This window comes from Actinoalloteichus spitiensis RMV-1378, assembly GCF_000239155.1.
Lineage (GTDB): Bacteria > Actinomycetota > Actinomycetes > Mycobacteriales > Pseudonocardiaceae > Actinoalloteichus_B > Actinoalloteichus_B spitiensis.
In genome coordinates this window covers 1-17,272 of record NZ_AGVX02000133.1, presented here as the reverse complement: position 1 = coordinate 17,272, position 17,272 = coordinate 1, and the positions used below count along the sequence as shown (strand labels likewise).

Below are 17,272 nucleotides of genomic sequence, written 5' to 3'. Positions count from 1 at the left end.
TGGCCTGGTGGCCCGCCGGCCACCAGGCGACCACGCTGCGGGTGGAGGCCAGCCCGCTCGGTGTCGTCCTGCGCCCCGAGGACACCCCCACCCAGCCCCTCGGGATTCCCCCCGTCCAGGCTCGCCGCCTGGCCGGAGCACTCGTGGTGGCCCACGCCCACGCGGTGGCCACCGTCCTGACCACCGGGCCGGAACTGGTGGCCTCGCTGATGGTCACCTGCCTGCCCGGCCTCGGGGGCAAGCTGCTCACCCTGGCCTCCCCCGGGCTGGAACCACGGCGGTGGGCCCTGCCCACCACCTGGCAGCCCACCCGCCCCGAGGATCCCCCGCTCATCCGCCCGGAGGCCGCCGGCGCGCTCCTCGCCCGCGCCGCCGGCCAGGCACCAACCGACCGAACCGCTTCTCCCCTGCCCTGATCCGACTCCCAGCACCGGCACCGGGATCGGACGTCGTGCACGGCGGCGGGTGCCCCGTGGCCGGATCGGCCACCGTCCTCCAGGCGCACGGCCTCGGCAGGAACCGGCGACCAGGTGGCCGGTTCGAGGGCACCAGCCCTGCTCGGCGGAGCAGCGGTGGCGGGGAGCGGACCGAGCCGGTGTCAGCGCGCGGGCAGGGCGATGCTGGCCGGCAGCCCCGCCTCCCCGGACTCCGTGATGCCCCGCAGCGCGGTGATGGTGGCCCGGCCGGCGGCGAGGTGCGCGGCGTCCGTCCCGGGCGCGAAGTCGGGTTCCCCGACCATCGTGGTCATCCGCAGTTCGCTGTCGTCACCGCGTTCCACCCGCGTCTGCACCGCACCGAAATGGCCGAGGCGGGCCCGGTACAACGAGTCGCACGGCCCCACGTCGTTGGGCACGTTCAGGTTGAACACCGTGCCGGCGGCGCACTCGGCGAGGAGGTGTCGGAGCGCGACGGGCACCACGTCCGCGGCCGTCTCCCAGTGCGGTTCGTCGAGGCCGGCCGACTCGTCCTCCGGGCTGACGTCCAGCGACACGGCGATGCCGCTGACGCCGCCGAGGCCGGCGGTCAGGGCGGCACCGACGGTTCCCGAGTGCAGGACGGCCCGCCCCACGTTCGGCCCCCGGTTGATGCCGGAGAGCACGAGCTGGGGCGGATCGCCGAAGGCGCCCTGGAGGGCGCTGAAGACGATGAACGCCGGTTGGGCGCCGACCGAGTACGCGGGCACCCCGGGGAGGGCGGCGAGGTCGACGCGGTCCGAGGAGACCGCCCCGTCGCGGACGTGGGCGGTCATGGCGGCGCTGCTGCCGCTGGCGTCGTGGGCCGGGGCCGCGACGGTCACCTCCGCGCCCTCCCGGACCGCCACCCCGGCCAACGCGTGCAATCCCGGAGAGCCGATTCCGTCGTCGTTGGTGACCAGCACCCGCACCCTCATCACCGTCCCGCTCCGCGTCCGTGCCTGCTTCCGTCCGCCGCGCCCGTCGACGCACTCCGCCCGGGCCCGGCCCCTCCACTCCGGTTCCCGCCGCACCACGCCCGCCCCGGAGCCTGGCGGGCGGCGACCCGACCAGCACGCGACCTCCTCAGCACACGACCTCCCTCAGGGCGTGGCCTCCTCGACGGGGCGGATCCCGACCAGATCCGACACCGCGAGGATCGCCTCGTCGCCGCCGGTGCCCAGCCCCATGCGGGTGACGTTGACCGCCCCCGCGGCGGCGCCGAGCGCGATGGCGTCCATCACCGAGCCTCCCCTGGCGATGCCCGCCGCCAGGCCCGCCGTCATCGAGTCGCCCGCACCCCGGGGGTCGGCGGCGTCCAGTTGGGGCACCTCCACCTCGTACCAGCGCTGGCCGACCAGCGCGAGCGAGGGGTGGCCGACCCGCGACACCAGCACCGTGTCGGCGCCGGCCCGGCGGAGGCCTTCCATGCCACGTCGGATGTCCCCGAGCTCGAGGCTGGCGGCACGGCCGTCGGCGACGAGTTCCTGGTCGCTGATCTTCACCAGGTCCACGCCGCCCTCCAGGCTGGCGTCGAGCCGGGGCCCGGCCAGGTCCACCAGCACCTGGCAGCCGGTGGCCGACAGGTTCGCGGCCAGCCTGCGGTAGACGCCGGTGGGGAGCACGTGCTCGCCCGCCGGCCCGGAGAGGATCGCGACCCGGCTGCGCAGCCCCTCGGTGAACGCCGACTCGTACAACCGGTCGACCTCGTGCCGTCCCAGGGCATCGCAGGGTGACTCCACGATCTCCACCCGCCCACCACCCCGGCGGTCGTGCACGTACCCGCCGTTCTGGCTGGAGATCCGTTCCCCGGTGAGCTCGATTCCCTCGCCGCTGATCAGGCTGGCCAGCACCTGGCCGATCTCCCCGCCCAGTCCGGCCACCAGCCGGACCGGCACGTCGAGGGAACGGAGCATCCTGGCCTGCCAGACACCCTGCCCACCCGGGTGGAGGTGGATGTCCGGTCGGCCGCCCCGGTCCTCGATGGTCACCGTCAGCTGCGGCGACGGCGCGAAGATCATCACGGCGTCGCTCATGCTGTCGACCTACCCCGGGCCGGCGGCGCGGAAACCGCCCCGGGGCGACGCGGAGCCGTGCGCGTGGGGCGGAGCGCCGCGCAGCCGACCCGCACCGCGTTGCACCGGACGAGGGCTCCCACTACTCCGTTCGCACCCGGATGCCGGGCACGGCACATAGCCGGAGCCGAACGGGGAAACCCGGACGGGTGTCGACGACGACCACGCCTGGCCACACCGGGAGGAGACCGCGACGATGACGGCCACCACCCACGCGGTGCCCGCGATCCGCACCCCCGACGACGCCGCGCCGCCCGACAGCGCGAGCCTGCGGCGCTACCGCCGCACCGCCGACTACCTCGCCGCCGCGATGATCTACCTGCGGGGCAACCACCTGCTGCGGGAACCGCTCCGCCGGGAACACCTGAAACCGAGGCTGCTCGGCCACTGGGGGACCTGCCCCGGGATCACCTACCTCTACAGCGGCCTGAACCGGCTGGTCCGGCGCACCGGTCAGCGGACCCTGCTCGTGACCGGCCCCGGCCACGGTGCGCCGGCGGTCCACGCGAACCTCTGGTTGGAGGGCACCCACCAGGACCACGACCCGGCCCTGTCCCGGGACGGGCGGGGGCTGGCCCGGCTCGTGGACGGCTTCTCGTGGCCCGGTGGGTTCCCCAGCCACCTCTCCCCCGAGGTCCCGGGGGTGATCCACGAGGGCGGCGAACTCGGCTACGCGTTGTCCACCGCGTTCGGCGCGGCCATGGACAACCCGGACCTGCTGGTGGCCTGCCTGGTCGGTGACGGTGAGGCCGAGACCGGGCCGACGGCGGCCTCCTGGCACGGCTCGAAGTACCTGGACCCCGTCACCGGGGGCGTGGTGCTGCCCGTCCTGCACCGCAACGGCTACAAGATCTCCTCGCCCACCGTGTTCGGGACGATGGACGACGAGGAGGTCATCGCCTACCTCGCCGGCGCCGGCTGGTCCCCCCTGTTGGTGGACGTCGAGAGCACCGACGACCCGGACGCCCTGCTGTCGGCCACCCTCGACCGCGCCCACGAGGAGATCAGGACGGTCCAGGCCAGCTACCGGCGCGGCGCGGGGGCACTGTCCCGGCCGGTGTGGCCGATGATCGTGCTGCGCAGCCCGAAGGGGTGGGGCGCGCCGGAGCACGACGTCGACGGCACACCACTGGCGGGGACCTTCCACGCCCACCAGGTCCCGCTGGACGACGTCCACGACGATCCGGCTCAGTTGCGGCTGCTGGAACGCTGGTTGCGTTCCTACCGGCCGGAGGAACTGTTCGACGAGGCCGGCCGCCCCCGCTCCGACGTCATCTCGGTGCCCCCGAACGGGGACCTCCGCCTGGGCAGCGTCCCCGAGGCCAACGGGGGACGGCTGCTCCGCCCCCTCCCGCTGCCCCCGGTCGAGGAGCACGCCGTCGACGTCCCCGAGCCGGGCGGGGCCACCGTCGGCGCCACCCCGGTGCTCGGCGCCTGGCTGGCGGACCTGGTGCGCCGCACCGAGGAGACCCGGGACTTCCGCGTCGTCTGCCCGGACGAACTGGTCTCCAACAAGCTCGGCGCGATCCTCGACGTCACCGACCGGGCCTACACCTGGCCGGTCGACGAGTACGCCGAACACCTCGGCCGGGCCGGGCGGGTGCTGGAGGTCCTCTCCGAACACCTGTGCCAGGGCTGGCTGGAGGGATACCTGCTCACGGGTCGGCACGGGCTCTTCCCCTGCTACGAGGCGTTCACCTCGATCGTGGACAGCATGGTCAACCAGTACGCCAAGTTCCTCAAGATGTCGGCCGAGGTGCCGTGGCGGGAACCGGTGGCCAGCCTGAACTACCTGTTGACCAGCGAGGGGTGGCGCCAGGAGCACAACGGCTACAGCCACCAGGGGCCTGGCTTCATCAACAACCTGCTCACCAAGAAGGCCTCGGTCAGCCGGGTCTACCTCCCGCCGGACGCCAACACCCTGCTGGTCACGATGCGCCGCTGCCTGGAGTCGCGTGACCGGATCAACCTGGTGGTGGCCGGCAAACAGCCCGGCCCGCAGTGGCTGGACCTGCCCGCCGCCGAGCGGCACTGCCGGGCGGGGGCGGGGGTGTGGGAGTGGGCCTGCCACGACGGGCACGGCGCCGCGAACCCGGCCGAGCCCGACGTGGTGTTGGCCTGCGCCGGGAACATCCCCACCACCGAGGTCCTCGCCGCCGCGTGGCTGCTGCGCCGCCAGGCTCCGTCCCTGCGGGTTCGGGTGGTCAACGTCGTCGACCTGCTCTCGCTCTCGCCGCGCGACCGGCACCCGCACGGGATGTCGGACACCGACTTCACCCGCTGCTTCGGCACCGACGTCCCCGTCGTGTTCGGCTTCCACGGCTACCCCTCCGCCGTGCACGACGTGCTGCACGGGCGCGGGGTCAGCGACCGGGTGCACGTCCACGGCTACCTGGAGGAGGGCACGACCACGACGCCCTTCGACCTGCTCGTCAGCAACCGGATGAGCCGCTACGACCTGGCCGCCGACGCGCTGACCCGGGCGAGCGGCTGGTCCTCGGCGGGCGGTGAACTCGCCGAATCCCTCGCCGGCGACCGCGACCGGCTGCGCCGCTACGCCTACCAGGAGGGGGCCGACGCGCCGGAGTTCACCGAGTGGAGGTGGTCGGCGTGACCAGGGTGCTGACGGTGAACACCGGCTCCTCCAGCCTCCAACTGCACCTGGTGGAGCTTCCGGAACCCCGCGTGGTGGACTCGGCGGCGGTGGAACGCCCACCGGGCAGCGCCGAGGCGGAGCGGGAGCTGGACGGTTTCCTCACCCGCGTCGACCCGGCCGAGGTCGCCGGGGTGGGCCACCGCCTGGTGCACGGTGGACCGGAGGTGCGCGCGCCGACCCTGGTGGACCGCTCCTCGGTGGCGGCGGTCAGGGCGGCGGCGGGGCTGGCCCCGTCCCACGTGCCCGCCGCGCTCCACCTGGTGGACACCCTGCTGACCAAGCTGCCCGACCACCCCCACGTGTGGTGCCCCGACACCGCGTTCCACGCCGAGCTGCCCGAGGTCGCCACCACCTACCCGCTGCCCGCCGAGTGGACCCGGCGGTACGGGCTGCGGCGGTACGGGTTCCACGGGCTGTCCTACGGCTGGGCGCTGCGCCGGGCGACCGCGCTGCTCGGCGACCTCGGCAGACCCGCCGACCAGCTGCTGCTCACCCACCTCGGCGGTGGGTGTTCGGTGAGCGCGGTCCGCGACGGGCGGAGCGTGGACACCTCGATGGGGATGACCCCGCTGGAGGGGATGCCGATGACCACCCGGTCCGGCAGCGTCGACCCGGGCCTGCTGCTCTGGCTCGCCAGCCGGGACGGCGCCGGCCTGCCGTGGGAGGACCTCGACGAGGGGTTGCGGCGACGCTCGGGGTTGCTGGGCCTCTCGGACGGGTTGTCGGCGGACACCCGGGACCTGGTCCGCGCCTCGGAGGCGGGCGAGGGCGCGGCCGCGCTGGCGCTGGACGTGTTCGCCCGGGGGGTGAGCCGTGAGCTGGCCGCCGCCGCCACCAGCCTGGAACGGGTGGACGCCCTCGTGTTCACCGGGGAGATCGGCTGGGACCAGCCCGAGGTGCGCGCGGCGGTGTGCCGGCGGCTGGTCGCCCTGGGAGTCGAGGAGCCGGCGACGGGCAACCGCGGCGAGGACGGGCTGGTGTCGGCGGAGGACGCCCCCGTGCCGGTGCTCCTCGTCGAACCGCGTGAGGAACTGGGCATCGCGGTCGAGACGGCCCGGGTCGTCGACGGGCTGCCCTCCCGGTGAGTGATCGTGGACGTTTCGGGGCTCACCACCCGGGTACGCCCGGCGGAGAAGCGGTCGTCCTCAAGGGGTGACGACCGGCGACGGTCCGACCGACGAGATCGAGGTGAGTACCGATGCCCGGCTGGGACAGCCTCCCGGACACGCTGCGCCGCTCCCCCAAGAAGGCGCAGCGCACCTGGGTGAAGGCGCACGACTCGGCCATCGACAGCTACGGCGAGGGCCGGCGGGCCCACCAGGTGGCCTACGCCGCGCTGAAGCACTCCTACGAGAAGGTGGGCGACCACTGGGAGGCCAAGCCGGAACGGGGTCCCTCGGACTCGCGGGCCCGCCGGGGCGCGAGCAGTTCGCGTGGGCGCTCGCGGTCGGGCGTCGACGCCAACGCGACCAAGGAACACCTCTACGAGGTGGCGAGGAAGCTGGACCTGCCCGGCAGGTCGAAGATGAGCAAGAGCGAGCTGGTGCGGGCGATCGAGCGGACCAACGCCCGGGAAACGGCCCGCGCACGGCGCTGAGGCGGGCCACCCCCGAGCGGGGCCGCATCACCCGTTCGGGGCGGGGATGTCGCCTCCGCCGACCGGACGACTCGGGCAGAATGCGGCAGCGGAGGTCCTCCCGGGCCGAGCCAGACCTGTGACAGCCCCGCACCCCGACCCGTGCCGGTAGCTCCGACGGCACTCCCGGCGCCCAGCTCCCCCAGCGGCACTCGGAGGCGGCGGCTCCGGTGCGTACGGGGTGTGGATGAGTGACGAGTCCGGCAGCGTGACCGTCGATCCGCTGCGGGGGTTGACCGAGGAGCAGGTGGCCACCCGGGTGGCCGAGGGCCGCACCAACGACGTGCCCGCCCGCGCCAGCCGCAGCGTCGCCGAGATCGTCCGCGCGAACGTCCTCACCCGGTTCAACGCCATCATCGGGGTGCTGTTCGCGATCATCCTGGTGATCGGGCCCATCCAGGACGGCCTGTTCGGTTTCGTCATCGTGGTCAACACCGCGATCGGCATCGTGCAGGAGCTGCGGGCCAAGCGGACCCTCGAACGGCTGGCGATCATCGGCGAGGCCCGCCCCAGGGTGGTGCGGGACGGCCGGACCCGCGAGGTGCCGCCCGCCGAGGTGGTGCTGGACGACGTCATCGAACTCGGCGCGGGCGACCAGGTGGTCGTGGACGGCGTCGTCACCACGGCCTCCGGGCTTGAGGTCGACGAGTCGCTGCTCACCGGGGAGGCCGACCCGGTGGTCAAGGAGCCGGGCGACCGGGTGCTCTCCGGCAGCTTCGTGGCCGCCGGCAGCGGCCACTACCAGGCGACCAGGGTGGGCCGGGACGCCTACGCGGCCCGGCTGACCGAGGAGGCGAGCCGTTTCAGCCTGGTGCACTCGGAGCTGCGCTCGGGCATCGACCGCATCCTCCGGTTCATCACCTACCTGCTGGTCCCGGCGGGCGCGCTGATCATCTACAGCCAGTTCACCCTCGCCGACGAGACGCTCCCGGACGCGATACGGGGCATGGTCGCGGCGCTGGTGCCCATGGTGCCGGAGGGGCTCGTCCTGCTGACCAGCATCGCCTTCGCGCTGGGCGTCATCCGGTTGGGCCGGCGGCACTGCCTGGTGCGGGAGCTGCCGGCGATCGAGGGCCTGGCCAGGGTCGACGTGGTGTGCGCGGACAAGACCGGCACCCTCACCGAGACCGGGATGCGGCTGGCCGAACTCCGGGCGGTCGGCGGTGGCCCCCCGGCCGTGGACCCCGCCCGGGTGCTGGCCGGCCTCGCCGCCACCGACCCGAGGCCGAACGCCAGCCTGCAGGCCGTGCGGGAGGCCTTCCCCGCAGCCCCGGGCTGGGAGGTGGCGGCGACGGTGCCGTTCTCCTCCGCCCGCAAGTGGAGCGGGGCCCGGTTCGTCGAGGTCGGCGACTGGGTGCTCGGCGCGCCCGAGGTCCTGCTGCCCGAGGGCGATCCGCTGCTCATCGAGGTCGGCGAGGCCGCCGGTCAGGGGCTGCGGGTGTTGCTGCTGGGCCGGCCCGCCGGCGCGGTGGACGACCCGGCCGGGCCGGGGGTGGTGGAGCCGGCGGCCCTGGTGGTGCTCGAGCAGCGGATCCGGTCGGACGCGCGGGACACCCTGCGGTACTTCGCGGAGCAGAACGTCACCGTCAAGATCATCTCGGGGGACAACGCGACGTCGGTGGGAGCGGTGGCGGCCCACCTGGACCTCCCGGACGCGGACCGGCCGGTGGACTCGCGGGGGCTGCCGACCGACCCCGGGGCGCTGGCCGAGGCCGTGGACGGGCACTCCGTCTTCGGCCGGGTGACGCCGGCGCAGAAGCAGGACATGGTCGGCGCCCTCCAGTCCCGGGGGCACACGGTCGCGATGACCGGAGACGGCGTCAACGACGTGCTCGCCCTCAAGGACGCCGACATCGGGGTCGCGATGGGCTCGGGGAGCCCGGCGAGCCGGTCGGTGGCGCGGATCGTGCTGCTGGACAACCGGTTCGCCACCCTCCCGCACGTGGTCGCCGAGGGGCGCCGGGTCATCGGCAACGTCGAACGGGTCGCCAACCTCTTCCTCACCAAGACGGTGTACTCCGTCCTGCTGGCGATCATGGTCGGGGTCGCGCAGGTGCCCTTCCCGTTCCTGCCCAGGCACCTCACGCTGATCGGGGCGCTCACCATCGGCGTGCCGGCGTTCTTCCTGGCCCTGGCCCCGAACGCGGAGCGGGCGCGCCCCGGTTTCGTCAACCGGGTGATGCGGTTCGCCCTGCCCGCCGGGGTGGTCGCGGCGACGGCGACCTTCGTGACCTACTGGTGGGTCACCGGGCGGGAGGACGGTTCCGCCGAACAGCACGGCACGGCGAGCCTGGTCACCCTCTACGTGGTGGCGACCTGGGTGCTGGTGATCATCGCGCGCCCCTACACGTGGTGGAAGGTCGCGCTGGTGGCCGGCATGGTCGGGGTGTTCCTGCTCGTGCTGGCGTTCCCGTCCTCCCGGGAGTTCTTCGCGCTCGACCCGGGAGGGGTGGGCGCGGTGCTCGCGGCGCTGCTGGTCGCGGCGGTCGCGGTGGTCCTCATCGAACTCGCGTGGACGCTGGACGGGTGGTTGCGCTCCCGACCCGGCTGAGGCGGGACGTTGGTCGGCCCGCCGACCGCTACCCCGGGGTGTGCCCGTGACGCCCGGTGCTCCACGGCGGTGTCCTGCCCACCGGTCAGCGCCAGTCCGAGCGGCAGGGCACCGCGACGTGCCGGGTCCACCGCCAGGCACGGGTGGTGGCGGGGATTCGACGAGTGGCGCCGGTGGGACCGGGGAGCCGCGTTCCGCCGGATGCGGCGGGGTTCGGGACCGGCCGGGTCGTGGGTGCGAGAACCGTGGGCGCGGCCGAGCGGGGACCACCCGACCAGTCCCGTGCCCTGGGGACGGGGCGGTTCGGCTCGGCGGTCGGCCCCGCGGCGGCACCGGCGTCGCTGGGCCGGTCCCCGGTAGCCCGAGCACGCGTGCACGGTCCCGCCCGGTCCGGGCTGGCGGGGGCTGGCGGGTCGGCGCGCAGGGGTCGGCGGCGCGCCCGCTCCCCGTGGGATCACGTCACGTCGTCGTAGTCCCGCCGGATCTCCCTGCTGTCCGTGGCCTGCTCGGGAGCGCCCGGCGTCAGGTCGAGCCGGGAGGGCTCGTCGAGGTCGCCGCCCGCGAGGCCGGCGGCCGCCAGCTTCTTCGCCTTGCGCCGGTCGTGCAGCCACGCGATCTGGCTGGCCGCGCCGAACAGCAGGCACAGCGCGAGCGCGAGCACGACCATCGACACCGGGTCCTGGCCCGGGGTGACCAGCGCGGCGAAGCAGAACAGCGAGAAGATGATGCCCCGCCACCAGCTCTTGATCTTGGTGAAGGGGAGCACCCCCGCGAAGTTGAGCATCACCACCAGCAGGGGGAGCTCGAAGCTGATGCCGAAGATCATCAGGAGCAGCAGGACGAAGCCGATGTACTCCCCACCCGTCAGCGACGTGAAGAACTGGTCGCCGCCGAAGGAGGTCATGAAGCGGAGCCCCTGCGGGGCGACGTTGTAGGCGAGGACCGCGCCCACGGCGAAGAGCACCGACGCGAAACCGACGAACAGCCCGGCGAACTTGCGTTCCTTGGCGTAGAGGCCGGGGGTGATGAAGGCCCAGATCTGGTAGAGCCAGATCGGGGAGCCCAGGACCAGCCCGGCGGCGAAGGCCACCTTCAGCTGGAGCATGAAGACCTCGAAGGGGGCCGTCTGCATCAGCTGGCACTGGCCGTCGTTGGGCTCGAAGCGGATCTCGGTGGGCAGGGCGCAGTAGGGGGCGGTGAGCAGCTCACCGAGTGAGGGCAGCACCCACACCGAGTTGGTGAACCACAGGAAGCCCAGCACCGTGGTCACCACGAGCGCGGCGAAGGCGACCGTGAGCCGGTACCGCAGCTCGTACAGGTGCTCCATCAACGGCATGGTGCCGTCGGGGTTGGCACGCCGTCCCCACCTGCGACCGATCCCGCGACGCCGGAACCTGCTCAGCGTCCTGACCAGGCGCAGTGCCTTCAATCCTCGAACCACGACCGGGGGCCCCGCCGTTTCCGTGAACGCCGGCCGTGATCAGCGGCGGCTGTCGTCAGTGCTCTGCTGCTCGGGCTGGACCGGTTGCGCGTTCGCGACGGGCTGCGCGACGACCGGCTCGCCGGGCGTGATCTGCTGCTGCGGAGCGGGCTGCGCCGGCTGCTGCGCCACCGGCTGCTGCTGCTGCGCCGCCTGGTCCTGGGACTGGGCCGCCTCGTCATCCTGCTTGAAGCCCTTGGTCTCGGCACGCAGGATGCGCGCCGACTGGCCGAGCGACCTGGCCATCTGCGGCAGCTTCGAGGCGCCGAAGAGCAGCACCAGAACGCCAACGATGATCAGGAGCTGCCATCCTCCGATTCCACCCATGGTGGACCTCCTCTCTCACTACCGGCCGATGTTACGCAGCCAGACCCCGATTTCACGAGACCCAGGGGACACCTTAGGCCCCCATGCGCCATTCGGAACGGGCGCGCCCCACGCCCCCGCCCCCTCGTCGGCCCGCTCGAGACGCGCGGACCGCGCGGATACCGACACCCGGGGTGCCGGCGGCGTCACCCTGCGGTGGCCTCCCTCCGGGAAGGTCGACGCCGATCCTCCCGGAGGGGAAGGAAGCGCACCAACCGGATGCGCGCAGGACGACGACCGGGACCACCGGCGCGGGCCGGACCGATGTTCCCCTCGCCGCGAGGAGATCCGCCCCACACCCGAAATAGTTGAACGCTCTACCTTGTTGGTCGGAACAACGGCGGCCGCCCCGCCGCCGCCACGACCCGAACCCAGGAGGGCCACCCGATGACGGCCACGACGACACCACACATCACGATCTCCCCGGAGAGCCAGGAGCAGCTGTTCCGCGCCGCCAGGACCGCGAACACCTTCACCGACGAGCCGGTCACCGACGAGCAGGTGCGGGCCATCTACGACCTGGTGAAGTGGGCGCCGACCTCGATGAACCAGCAGCCGCTGCGGGCGACGCTCGTGCGGTCGCCCGAGGCGCGGGAGCGCCTGGTCGGGCACATGTCCGACGGCAACAAGGAGAAGACCGCCCGCGCGCCGCTGGCCGTCATCCTCACCGCCGACACCGACTTCCACGAGCACCTGCCGAGCCAGTTCCCGCCCGCGCCGAACGCGAAGGACCTCTTCGCCGACCCGGCCGGCCGGGAGGCCTCCGCGCGGCTGAACGCGACCCTCCAGGTCGGCTACTTCATCCTCGGGGTGCGCGCGGCCGGGTTGGCCGCCGGGCCGATGACCGGCTTCGACGCGGCCGGCATCGAGGGTGACTTCTTCCCCGGGGGCACGCACCGGGTGCTCGCGGTGGTCAACGTCGGGCGCCCCGGCCCCGACGCGTGGTACCCGCGACTGCCTCGACTGGAGTACGACCAGGTGGTCAGCTCCGTCTGAGGCACTACCACACCGCCCGCGCTGAGGCGGTCACGACGGGGACACGTTCACGTGCGACTCGCGCACGGTGTCCGGAACGGCCGGTTCGATCCATTGATCGGACCGGCCGTTGTCGTGTATTGAGAGGGAAACACCTGGTCAACCAGGCCCTCAGGGCCTCGTGCGCATTTTTCCGAGCGCAGTCTTTACACCCATCCGGACTACATGCAAGATGTATGCAATCTGCGTTCATCGGGGTACGGGGGTGAGGAAGCTGTGCTCGTCAACAGCGTGATCATGCGGGGCGGCACCAGCAGGGGCCTGTTCTTCCACGAGCGGGACCTCCCCCGGGAGCCCGCCGCCCGCGACGAGGTGATCCTCCGCGCGATGGGCAGCCCCGACCCCCACGGTCGACAGATCGACGGGCTCGGCGGCGCCACCTCCAGCACCAGCAAGGTCGCCATCATCGGCCCTGGCACCCGGGGCGCCGACGTCGACTACGAGTTCTGCCAGGTCTCGATCGACACCGCCGTGGTCGACCGGGGCGGCAACTGCGGGAACCTCTCCGCGGCGGTAGGCCCCTTCGCCGTGGACGAGGGGCTGGTCACCCCCGGGACGGACACCACCCGGGTCCGCATCCACAACACCAACACCGGCAAGATCATCGTGGCCGAGGTCCCCACCAGCGACGGCCGCTTCGACCCCACCGGCGACTTCGCCATCCCCGGAATCCCCGGGACCGGTTCGCGCATCCAGCTCGACTACCTGGACCCCGGTGGCTCCCGCACCGGTTCCCTCCTCCCCACCGGCCGCCCCCAGGAAACCCTGGACGTGCCCGGGCTCGGGGAGATCCCGGTATCCCTGGTCGACGCCGCCAACCCCTTCGTCCTGGTCCGCTGGCGCGACCTCGGACTCACCGGCCGGGAGACCCCCGACGAACTGGACGCCGACGGCGACCTGCTGGCCAGGCTGGAGCACGCCCGCACCACCGGAGCCGTGCGCATGGGACTGGCCGCCAACCAGGAGGAGGCCGCCGCCACCCTCAGGGCGGTCCCGAAACTGGCACTCGTCGGCCCGCCCACCACCTACCCGGCCACCGACGGCAGCACCGTCGACGCGGACACCACCAGCCTCCGGGTGGCGGCGCTGTCCATGGGCCAGGTGCACCGCGCGCTCCCGGTGACCGCCGGCATCTGCCTGGCCGTCGCCGCCGGCGTGCAGGGCACGGTCGTCGCCGAACAACTACCCCCGGACGGCGGCGGGGCGGAACGCGTCATCGGACACCCCTCCGGAACCCTCGCCGTCGCCGCCCAACCCCACCTGACCGCGAACGGCTGGACCGTCGACCGCGTCAGCGTCTTCCGCACCGCCCGGCGACTCATGGCCGGCCAGGTGCACGTCTAGCGCCTCCGCCGACGCCGCCCGACCGGCGGCGCGTCGAAACACCTCCCCGCACCGGCACGACCGGTGTTCCCGGCTGGCCCCGGAACACCGGTCGCGCCGGCGATCCCGCACACCCACCGCCCTTCGCCACACCCACCCCTTCTCCTGGAGGTCGAAGACGCAATGACGCGGCTCTTCCGACGCTGGGGCGCCCCCCTGGCCGTCCTCACCACGGCCGCCCTGCTTGGCGCGGCCTGCGCGACACCCAACCCCCACGGGACGATGGCCGACGCCCACGAGGGCGACTCGCTCCCGTCCCGGGTCCGGGTCCTGATCCCCTACGCCGAAGGAGGCGGAACCGACGTCTGGGGGCGCTTCATCGGCAACCACCTCGGCGCGCACATCGAGACGGGCACGAGGTTCGTCCCCGAGAACGCCCCCGGCGGCGAGAGCATCATCGGCTCCAACCGGTACGCGCGCAGCGCCGGCAACGACGGCTCCGAGGTCCTGGTGTCCTCCGGCACCACGTACTTCCAGTACCTGTTGGGGCGCCCGGAGGTCGAGTTCGACTTCGGCGAGATGCGCCCCCTCGTCATCAACGGCTCCGGCGGGGTCATCTACGGCTCGGTCGAGGGTGGCGTGACGTCGGTGGACGACCTCTTCACCCCCTCGACGCCCCTCCAGTACGGCGGGATCAGCATCACCGGCCTCGACCTCAGCGCCGTCCTCGCCTTCGAGGTGCTGGGACTGGACGTCACCTCCACCTTCGGCTTCGAAGGGCGGGGGCCGGCGCGGCTGGCGATCGAACGCGGCGAGCTCAACGTCGACTACCAGACGACGTCCGGCTTCCTCACCCAGGTGCAGCCGCTCATCGACGAGGGCCGCGCCGTCCCCCTGATGTCGCTGGGGCAGCTCGACGACGCCGGCGAGGTCGTGCGGGACCCGAACGTGCCGGACCTGCCAACCGTGCCCGAGGTGTACGAGGAGCACTACGGCGAACCACCCTCCGGCCCCGGCTGGGACGCCTACAAGACCTTCCTCGCCGCCGGGTTCTCCTACCAGAAGGGGCTGTGGGTCCGCGACGACACCCCGGACTCCGTCGTGCGCCCGGTCTTCGACGCGGTGCGCGAACTCCAACAGGACGAGACGTTCCTCGAACAGGGCCGCGAGGTCCTCGGCGGCTACCCCCTCTACCCCGGTGACGAGGTGGAGGAGTCGGTGCGCAACGCCCTGCGCCTCGACGACTCCGTGCGCGAGTACGTCCTCGACCTGCTCGCCGAGAACTACGGCACGGTCATCGCCGGCTCCTGACCGGCCTTCGTCCCGAACCCGACACCGTCTCCACGGAACACACAGACAGGCGGTTCCACCATGCTCGACGCAGCGGCCTCCGCGCTGGGGGGCTTCCTCGATCCGCAGATGATCCTCATGCTGATCTCCGGCGTCCTCGCCGGTCTGGTCATGGGCATCATCCCGGGGCTCGGGGGCACCGGGGCGGTCGCCATCCTGTTGCCGTTCGTCTTCGTCCTCGAACCGCAGCAGGCCCTCGCCCTCATCATCGGCGCGACCGCCGTGATCCACACCTCGGACACCATCACCGCCGTCCTGATCGGTGTCCCCGGATCGGCCTCGGCGACCGTGACGACGCTCGACGGTCACGCGATGGCGAAACAGGGGCAGGCGGCGCGGGCGCTGTCGATCGCCTTCGTCTCCTCGATGGTCGGCGGTCTCGTCGGTGCGATCGGCCTGACCCTGGCGATCCCCTTGGCGCGCCCGCTGGTGCTGATGTTCGGCTCACCGGAGCTGTTCATGCTCACCGTGCTGGGCATCAGCCTCGCCGCCCTGCTCTCCAGGGGCAACGTCGCCAAGGGCCTGCTGGCCGGCGCCTTCGGGCTGCTGATCGGCCAGATCGGCGCCGCCCCCGCGGCGGCCGAGTACCGGTTCACCTTCGGCTCGTTGTTCCTGACCGAGGGGCTCGACCTGGTCGCGGTCGCCCTGGGCACCTTCGGCATCGCCGAGATCATCGCGCTCATCGCCAGGAAGACCAGCGTCGCCTCCAAGACGGGGATCGGCGGGGGCTGGGGTCGCGGGTTCCGCGACGTCCTGACCCACTGGGGGCAGGTGCTGCGCGGAGCGCTCGTCGGCGTCTGGGCCGGCGTGCTGCCCGGCATCGGGGCGACCGCCGGCAGCTGGATCGCCTACGGGCAGGCCATCGCCACCTCGAAGGACAAGCGGAGGTTCGGCAAGGGCGACCCGCGTGGCATCGCCGCACCGGAGGGCGCGAACACCTCGATCGCCGCCGGTGACCTGATCCCCACCCTCCTCTTCGGGATCCCGGGGAGCGCCGCCGCCGCCCTGCTGCTGGGAGCGCTGCTGGTCTTCGGAATCGAACCGGGGCCACGGCTGATCACCCAGGACCTGGACCTCGTCTACACCATCGTCTGGTCCTTCGCCCTGGCCGCCGTGCTCGGCGCGGCGCTGTGCTTCCTGCTCGCGGCACCGCTGGCCCGGCTGAGCTTCATCCGCTTCCCCGTCCTGGCCGGCGGCCTGGTCGTCATCATGTTCGTCGCCGCCTTCCAGGCCTCGCAGGAGTTCGGCGTCATGCAGGTGATGCTGCTGCTCGGCGTGTTCGGCTGGCTGATGAAGATGTGCGACTACCCGAGGGCGCCCTTCCTCATCGGATTCGTCCTGAGCATCCCGCTGGAGCGGTACTACTTCCTCACGGAGAGCCTGTACGAGCCGACCGAGTGGCTCACCAGGCCGGGCGTCGTGGTCATGATCGCCATCCTGCTGGCTCCGCTGCTCTTCAAGCTCGTCAAGGCGCTGCTGCGCGCCCGGCGGCAGCGGAACGCGGCCCCCGCCTCGGTCGGCGCCGCCTCCGAGGGCACGTCCCCGGGCGCCACGGGCTCGGGAACCGACACCGACGACCAGGGCGAGCGCCCGACCGAGGCCACCACCGGCGGCGACGCCGAGGCCGCCGAACCGGTCATCAGCGAACCCGGACCGACGTTCAAGGGCACCTACTGGCCGATGTCCCTCGCCGGGGTCTTCCTCGTGGTCTTCGGCGGGGCCTGGGTGATGAGCCAGGGCTTCGGCGAGGACGCCAGGCTGGTGCCCCAGCTGGTCGCCGGCATCGGGGTGCTGCTGGCCCTCGTCGTCGGCGTCCAGGAGTACCGGCGGTGGCGGGAGGAGCGCGGGCGCGACGCGGAGTGGCGCACCGAGGTGAAGTGGACGGCGCACGCCCTGGGCTGGCTGTGCCTGTTCCTCGCCATCACCTGGGTGATCGGTGCCGTGCTCGCGGCCGCCGTGTTCGTGCCGCTGTTCCTGTGGCGGGTCGCGTCCATGCGGGCCGTCCCGATCGCGATCTACACGACCGTGGTGGTCGCCATGCTGGTGCTGCTCCAGGTCCTCGCCGACATCAGCATGCCGATGGGCTGGTTCACCCCGGCCTTCCTCGCCTGACGACCCGCTGTGGGCGGCGGGGCGGTGCACTCCGCCCCGCCGCCCCGCCGTCCCGGCGTCCGGGTGTCTGGCCGTCTCGGCGTCTCGGCTGACGGCCACGACGAAGGGCGGAGGACGTGCGCACGCAGCCACCGGCCGCGGCGAAGGGGGGCCGACGTGCCGGTGCTCCTGGCGGGCACGCGCGGAGGACCCGACGCGCCGCGGGCGGGAGCGCCCTCGGCGGGACGTGGCAGGGG

Annotated in this window: 13 protein-coding genes; 9 read left to right on the top strand and 4 right to left on the bottom strand. The window is 72.9% G+C overall.

Features of this window, described 5'->3' with window-relative positions; translation table 11 throughout:
• A partial coding sequence (locus tag ACTIDRAF_RS27685) for a hypothetical protein (protein ID WP_039786201.1) occupies nucleotides 1-416 on the top strand: 416 nt, incomplete at its 5' end.
• Nucleotides 417-598: 182 nt separating this feature from the next.
• Here the strand turns inward: ACTIDRAF_RS27685 and surE are convergent.
• Nucleotides 599-1,390, bottom strand: a complete 792-nt coding sequence (surE, locus tag ACTIDRAF_RS0207065) for a 5'/3'-nucleotidase SurE (RefSeq protein WP_039786208.1) — start codon at nucleotides 1,388-1,390, stop codon at nucleotides 599-601.
• A gap of 165 nt (nucleotides 1,391-1,555) precedes the next feature.
• A complete protein-coding gene (locus tag ACTIDRAF_RS0207060; RefSeq protein ID WP_016698022.1) occupies nucleotides 1,556-2,488 on the bottom strand; it encodes a PfkB family carbohydrate kinase in 933 nt (310 codons plus the stop codon).
• A gap of 235 nt (nucleotides 2,489-2,723) precedes the next feature.
• Between ACTIDRAF_RS0207060 and ACTIDRAF_RS0207055 the strand changes: the two genes are divergently transcribed.
• The 4 genes from ACTIDRAF_RS0207055 (at nucleotide 2,724) to ACTIDRAF_RS0207040 (ending at nucleotide 9,370) form a co-directional block, all read left to right on the top strand.
• Nucleotides 2,724-5,141, top strand: coding sequence for a phosphoketolase family protein (locus tag ACTIDRAF_RS0207055; RefSeq protein WP_016698021.1), 2,418 nt, complete (start codon nucleotides 2,724-2,726; stop codon nucleotides 5,139-5,141).
• The gene (locus tag ACTIDRAF_RS0207050; RefSeq protein WP_039786207.1) at nucleotides 5,138-6,268 is read left to right on the top strand and encodes an acetate/propionate family kinase; all 1,131 of its coding nucleotides are present in this window, start codon (nucleotides 5,138-5,140) and stop codon (nucleotides 6,266-6,268) included. The genes ACTIDRAF_RS0207055 and ACTIDRAF_RS0207050 overlap by 4 nt, the downstream gene beginning before the upstream one ends.
• 113 nt (nucleotides 6,269-6,381) lie before the next feature.
• Nucleotides 6,382-6,780: a ChaB family protein gene (locus ACTIDRAF_RS0207045; protein ID WP_016698019.1), complete on the top strand. Its 399-nt coding sequence runs from the start codon at nucleotides 6,382-6,384 to the stop codon at nucleotides 6,778-6,780.
• Between the two features lie 226 nt (nucleotides 6,781-7,006).
• Nucleotides 7,007-9,370 carry an HAD-IC family P-type ATPase gene (locus ACTIDRAF_RS0207040; RefSeq protein ID WP_016698018.1) on the top strand — a complete coding sequence of 788 codons (2,364 nt, stop codon included), beginning with the start codon at nucleotides 7,007-7,009 and terminating at the stop codon, nucleotides 9,368-9,370.
• 454 nt (nucleotides 9,371-9,824) lie between these two features.
• Here the strand turns inward: ACTIDRAF_RS0207040 and tatC are convergent, their stop codons facing one another.
• Nucleotides 9,825-10,799 (bottom strand): twin-arginine translocase subunit TatC, encoded by a 975-nt coding sequence (gene tatC, locus ACTIDRAF_RS0207035; RefSeq protein WP_016698017.1) that lies wholly within the window; start codon nucleotides 10,797-10,799, stop codon nucleotides 9,825-9,827.
• Nucleotides 10,800-10,850: 51 nt separating this feature from the next.
• A complete protein-coding gene (gene tatA, locus ACTIDRAF_RS0207030; protein WP_016698016.1) occupies nucleotides 10,851-11,177 on the bottom strand; it encodes a Sec-independent protein translocase subunit TatA in 327 nt (108 codons plus the stop codon).
• 426 nt (nucleotides 11,178-11,603) lie between these two features.
• Between tatA and ACTIDRAF_RS0207025 the strand changes: the two genes are divergently transcribed.
• From ACTIDRAF_RS0207025 to ACTIDRAF_RS0207010, 4 genes are all read left to right on the top strand, one after another.
• Nucleotides 11,604-12,212 (top strand): malonic semialdehyde reductase, encoded by a 609-nt coding sequence (locus ACTIDRAF_RS0207025; RefSeq protein ID WP_016698015.1) that lies wholly within the window; start codon nucleotides 11,604-11,606, stop codon nucleotides 12,210-12,212.
• Between the two features lie 255 nt (nucleotides 12,213-12,467).
• Entirely contained in the window at nucleotides 12,468-13,595 is a 1,128-nt protein-coding gene (locus tag ACTIDRAF_RS0207020) for a 2-methylaconitate cis-trans isomerase PrpF family protein (protein WP_016698014.1), read from the top strand.
• 162 nt (nucleotides 13,596-13,757) lie between these two features.
• Nucleotides 13,758-14,885 carry a Bug family tripartite tricarboxylate transporter substrate binding protein gene (locus tag ACTIDRAF_RS0207015; protein ID WP_016698013.1) on the top strand — a complete coding sequence of 376 codons (1,128 nt, stop codon included), beginning with the start codon at nucleotides 13,758-13,760 and terminating at the stop codon, nucleotides 14,883-14,885.
• A 60-nt stretch (nucleotides 14,886-14,945) separates the two neighbouring features.
• Nucleotides 14,946-17,036 (top strand): tripartite tricarboxylate transporter permease, encoded by a 2,091-nt coding sequence (locus ACTIDRAF_RS0207010; protein WP_016698012.1) that lies wholly within the window; start codon nucleotides 14,946-14,948, stop codon nucleotides 17,034-17,036.
• The last annotated feature ends 236 nt before the right edge of the window (nucleotides 17,037-17,272 follow it).

What these genes read in the sequence shown, in the direction of transcription:
- surE (WP_039786208.1), bottom strand. Translation starts at nt 1,390, where the DNA reads ATGAGGGTGCGGGTGCTGGTCACCAACGACGACGGAATCGGCTCTCCG.
- ACTIDRAF_RS0207060 (WP_016698022.1), bottom strand. Translation starts at nt 2,488, where the DNA reads ATGAGCGACGCCGTGATGATCTTCGCGCCGTCGCCGCAGCTGACGGTG.
- ACTIDRAF_RS0207055 (WP_016698021.1), top strand. Translation starts at nt 2,724, where the DNA reads ATGACGGCCACCACCCACGCGGTGCCCGCGATCCGCACCCCCGACGAC.
- ACTIDRAF_RS0207045 (WP_016698019.1), top strand. Translation starts at nt 6,382, where the DNA reads ATGCCCGGCTGGGACAGCCTCCCGGACACGCTGCGCCGCTCCCCCAAG.
- ACTIDRAF_RS0207040 (WP_016698018.1), top strand. Translation starts at nt 7,007, where the DNA reads ATGAGTGACGAGTCCGGCAGCGTGACCGTCGATCCGCTGCGGGGGTTG.
- tatA (WP_016698016.1), bottom strand. Translation starts at nt 11,177, where the DNA reads ATGGGTGGAATCGGAGGATGGCAGCTCCTGATCATCGTTGGCGTTCTG.
- ACTIDRAF_RS0207025 (WP_016698015.1), top strand. Translation starts at nt 11,604, where the DNA reads ATGACGGCCACGACGACACCACACATCACGATCTCCCCGGAGAGCCAG.
- ACTIDRAF_RS0207015 (WP_016698013.1), top strand. Translation starts at nt 13,758, where the DNA reads ATGACGCGGCTCTTCCGACGCTGGGGCGCCCCCCTGGCCGTCCTCACC.
- ACTIDRAF_RS0207010 (WP_016698012.1), top strand. Translation starts at nt 14,946, where the DNA reads ATGCTCGACGCAGCGGCCTCCGCGCTGGGGGGCTTCCTCGATCCGCAG.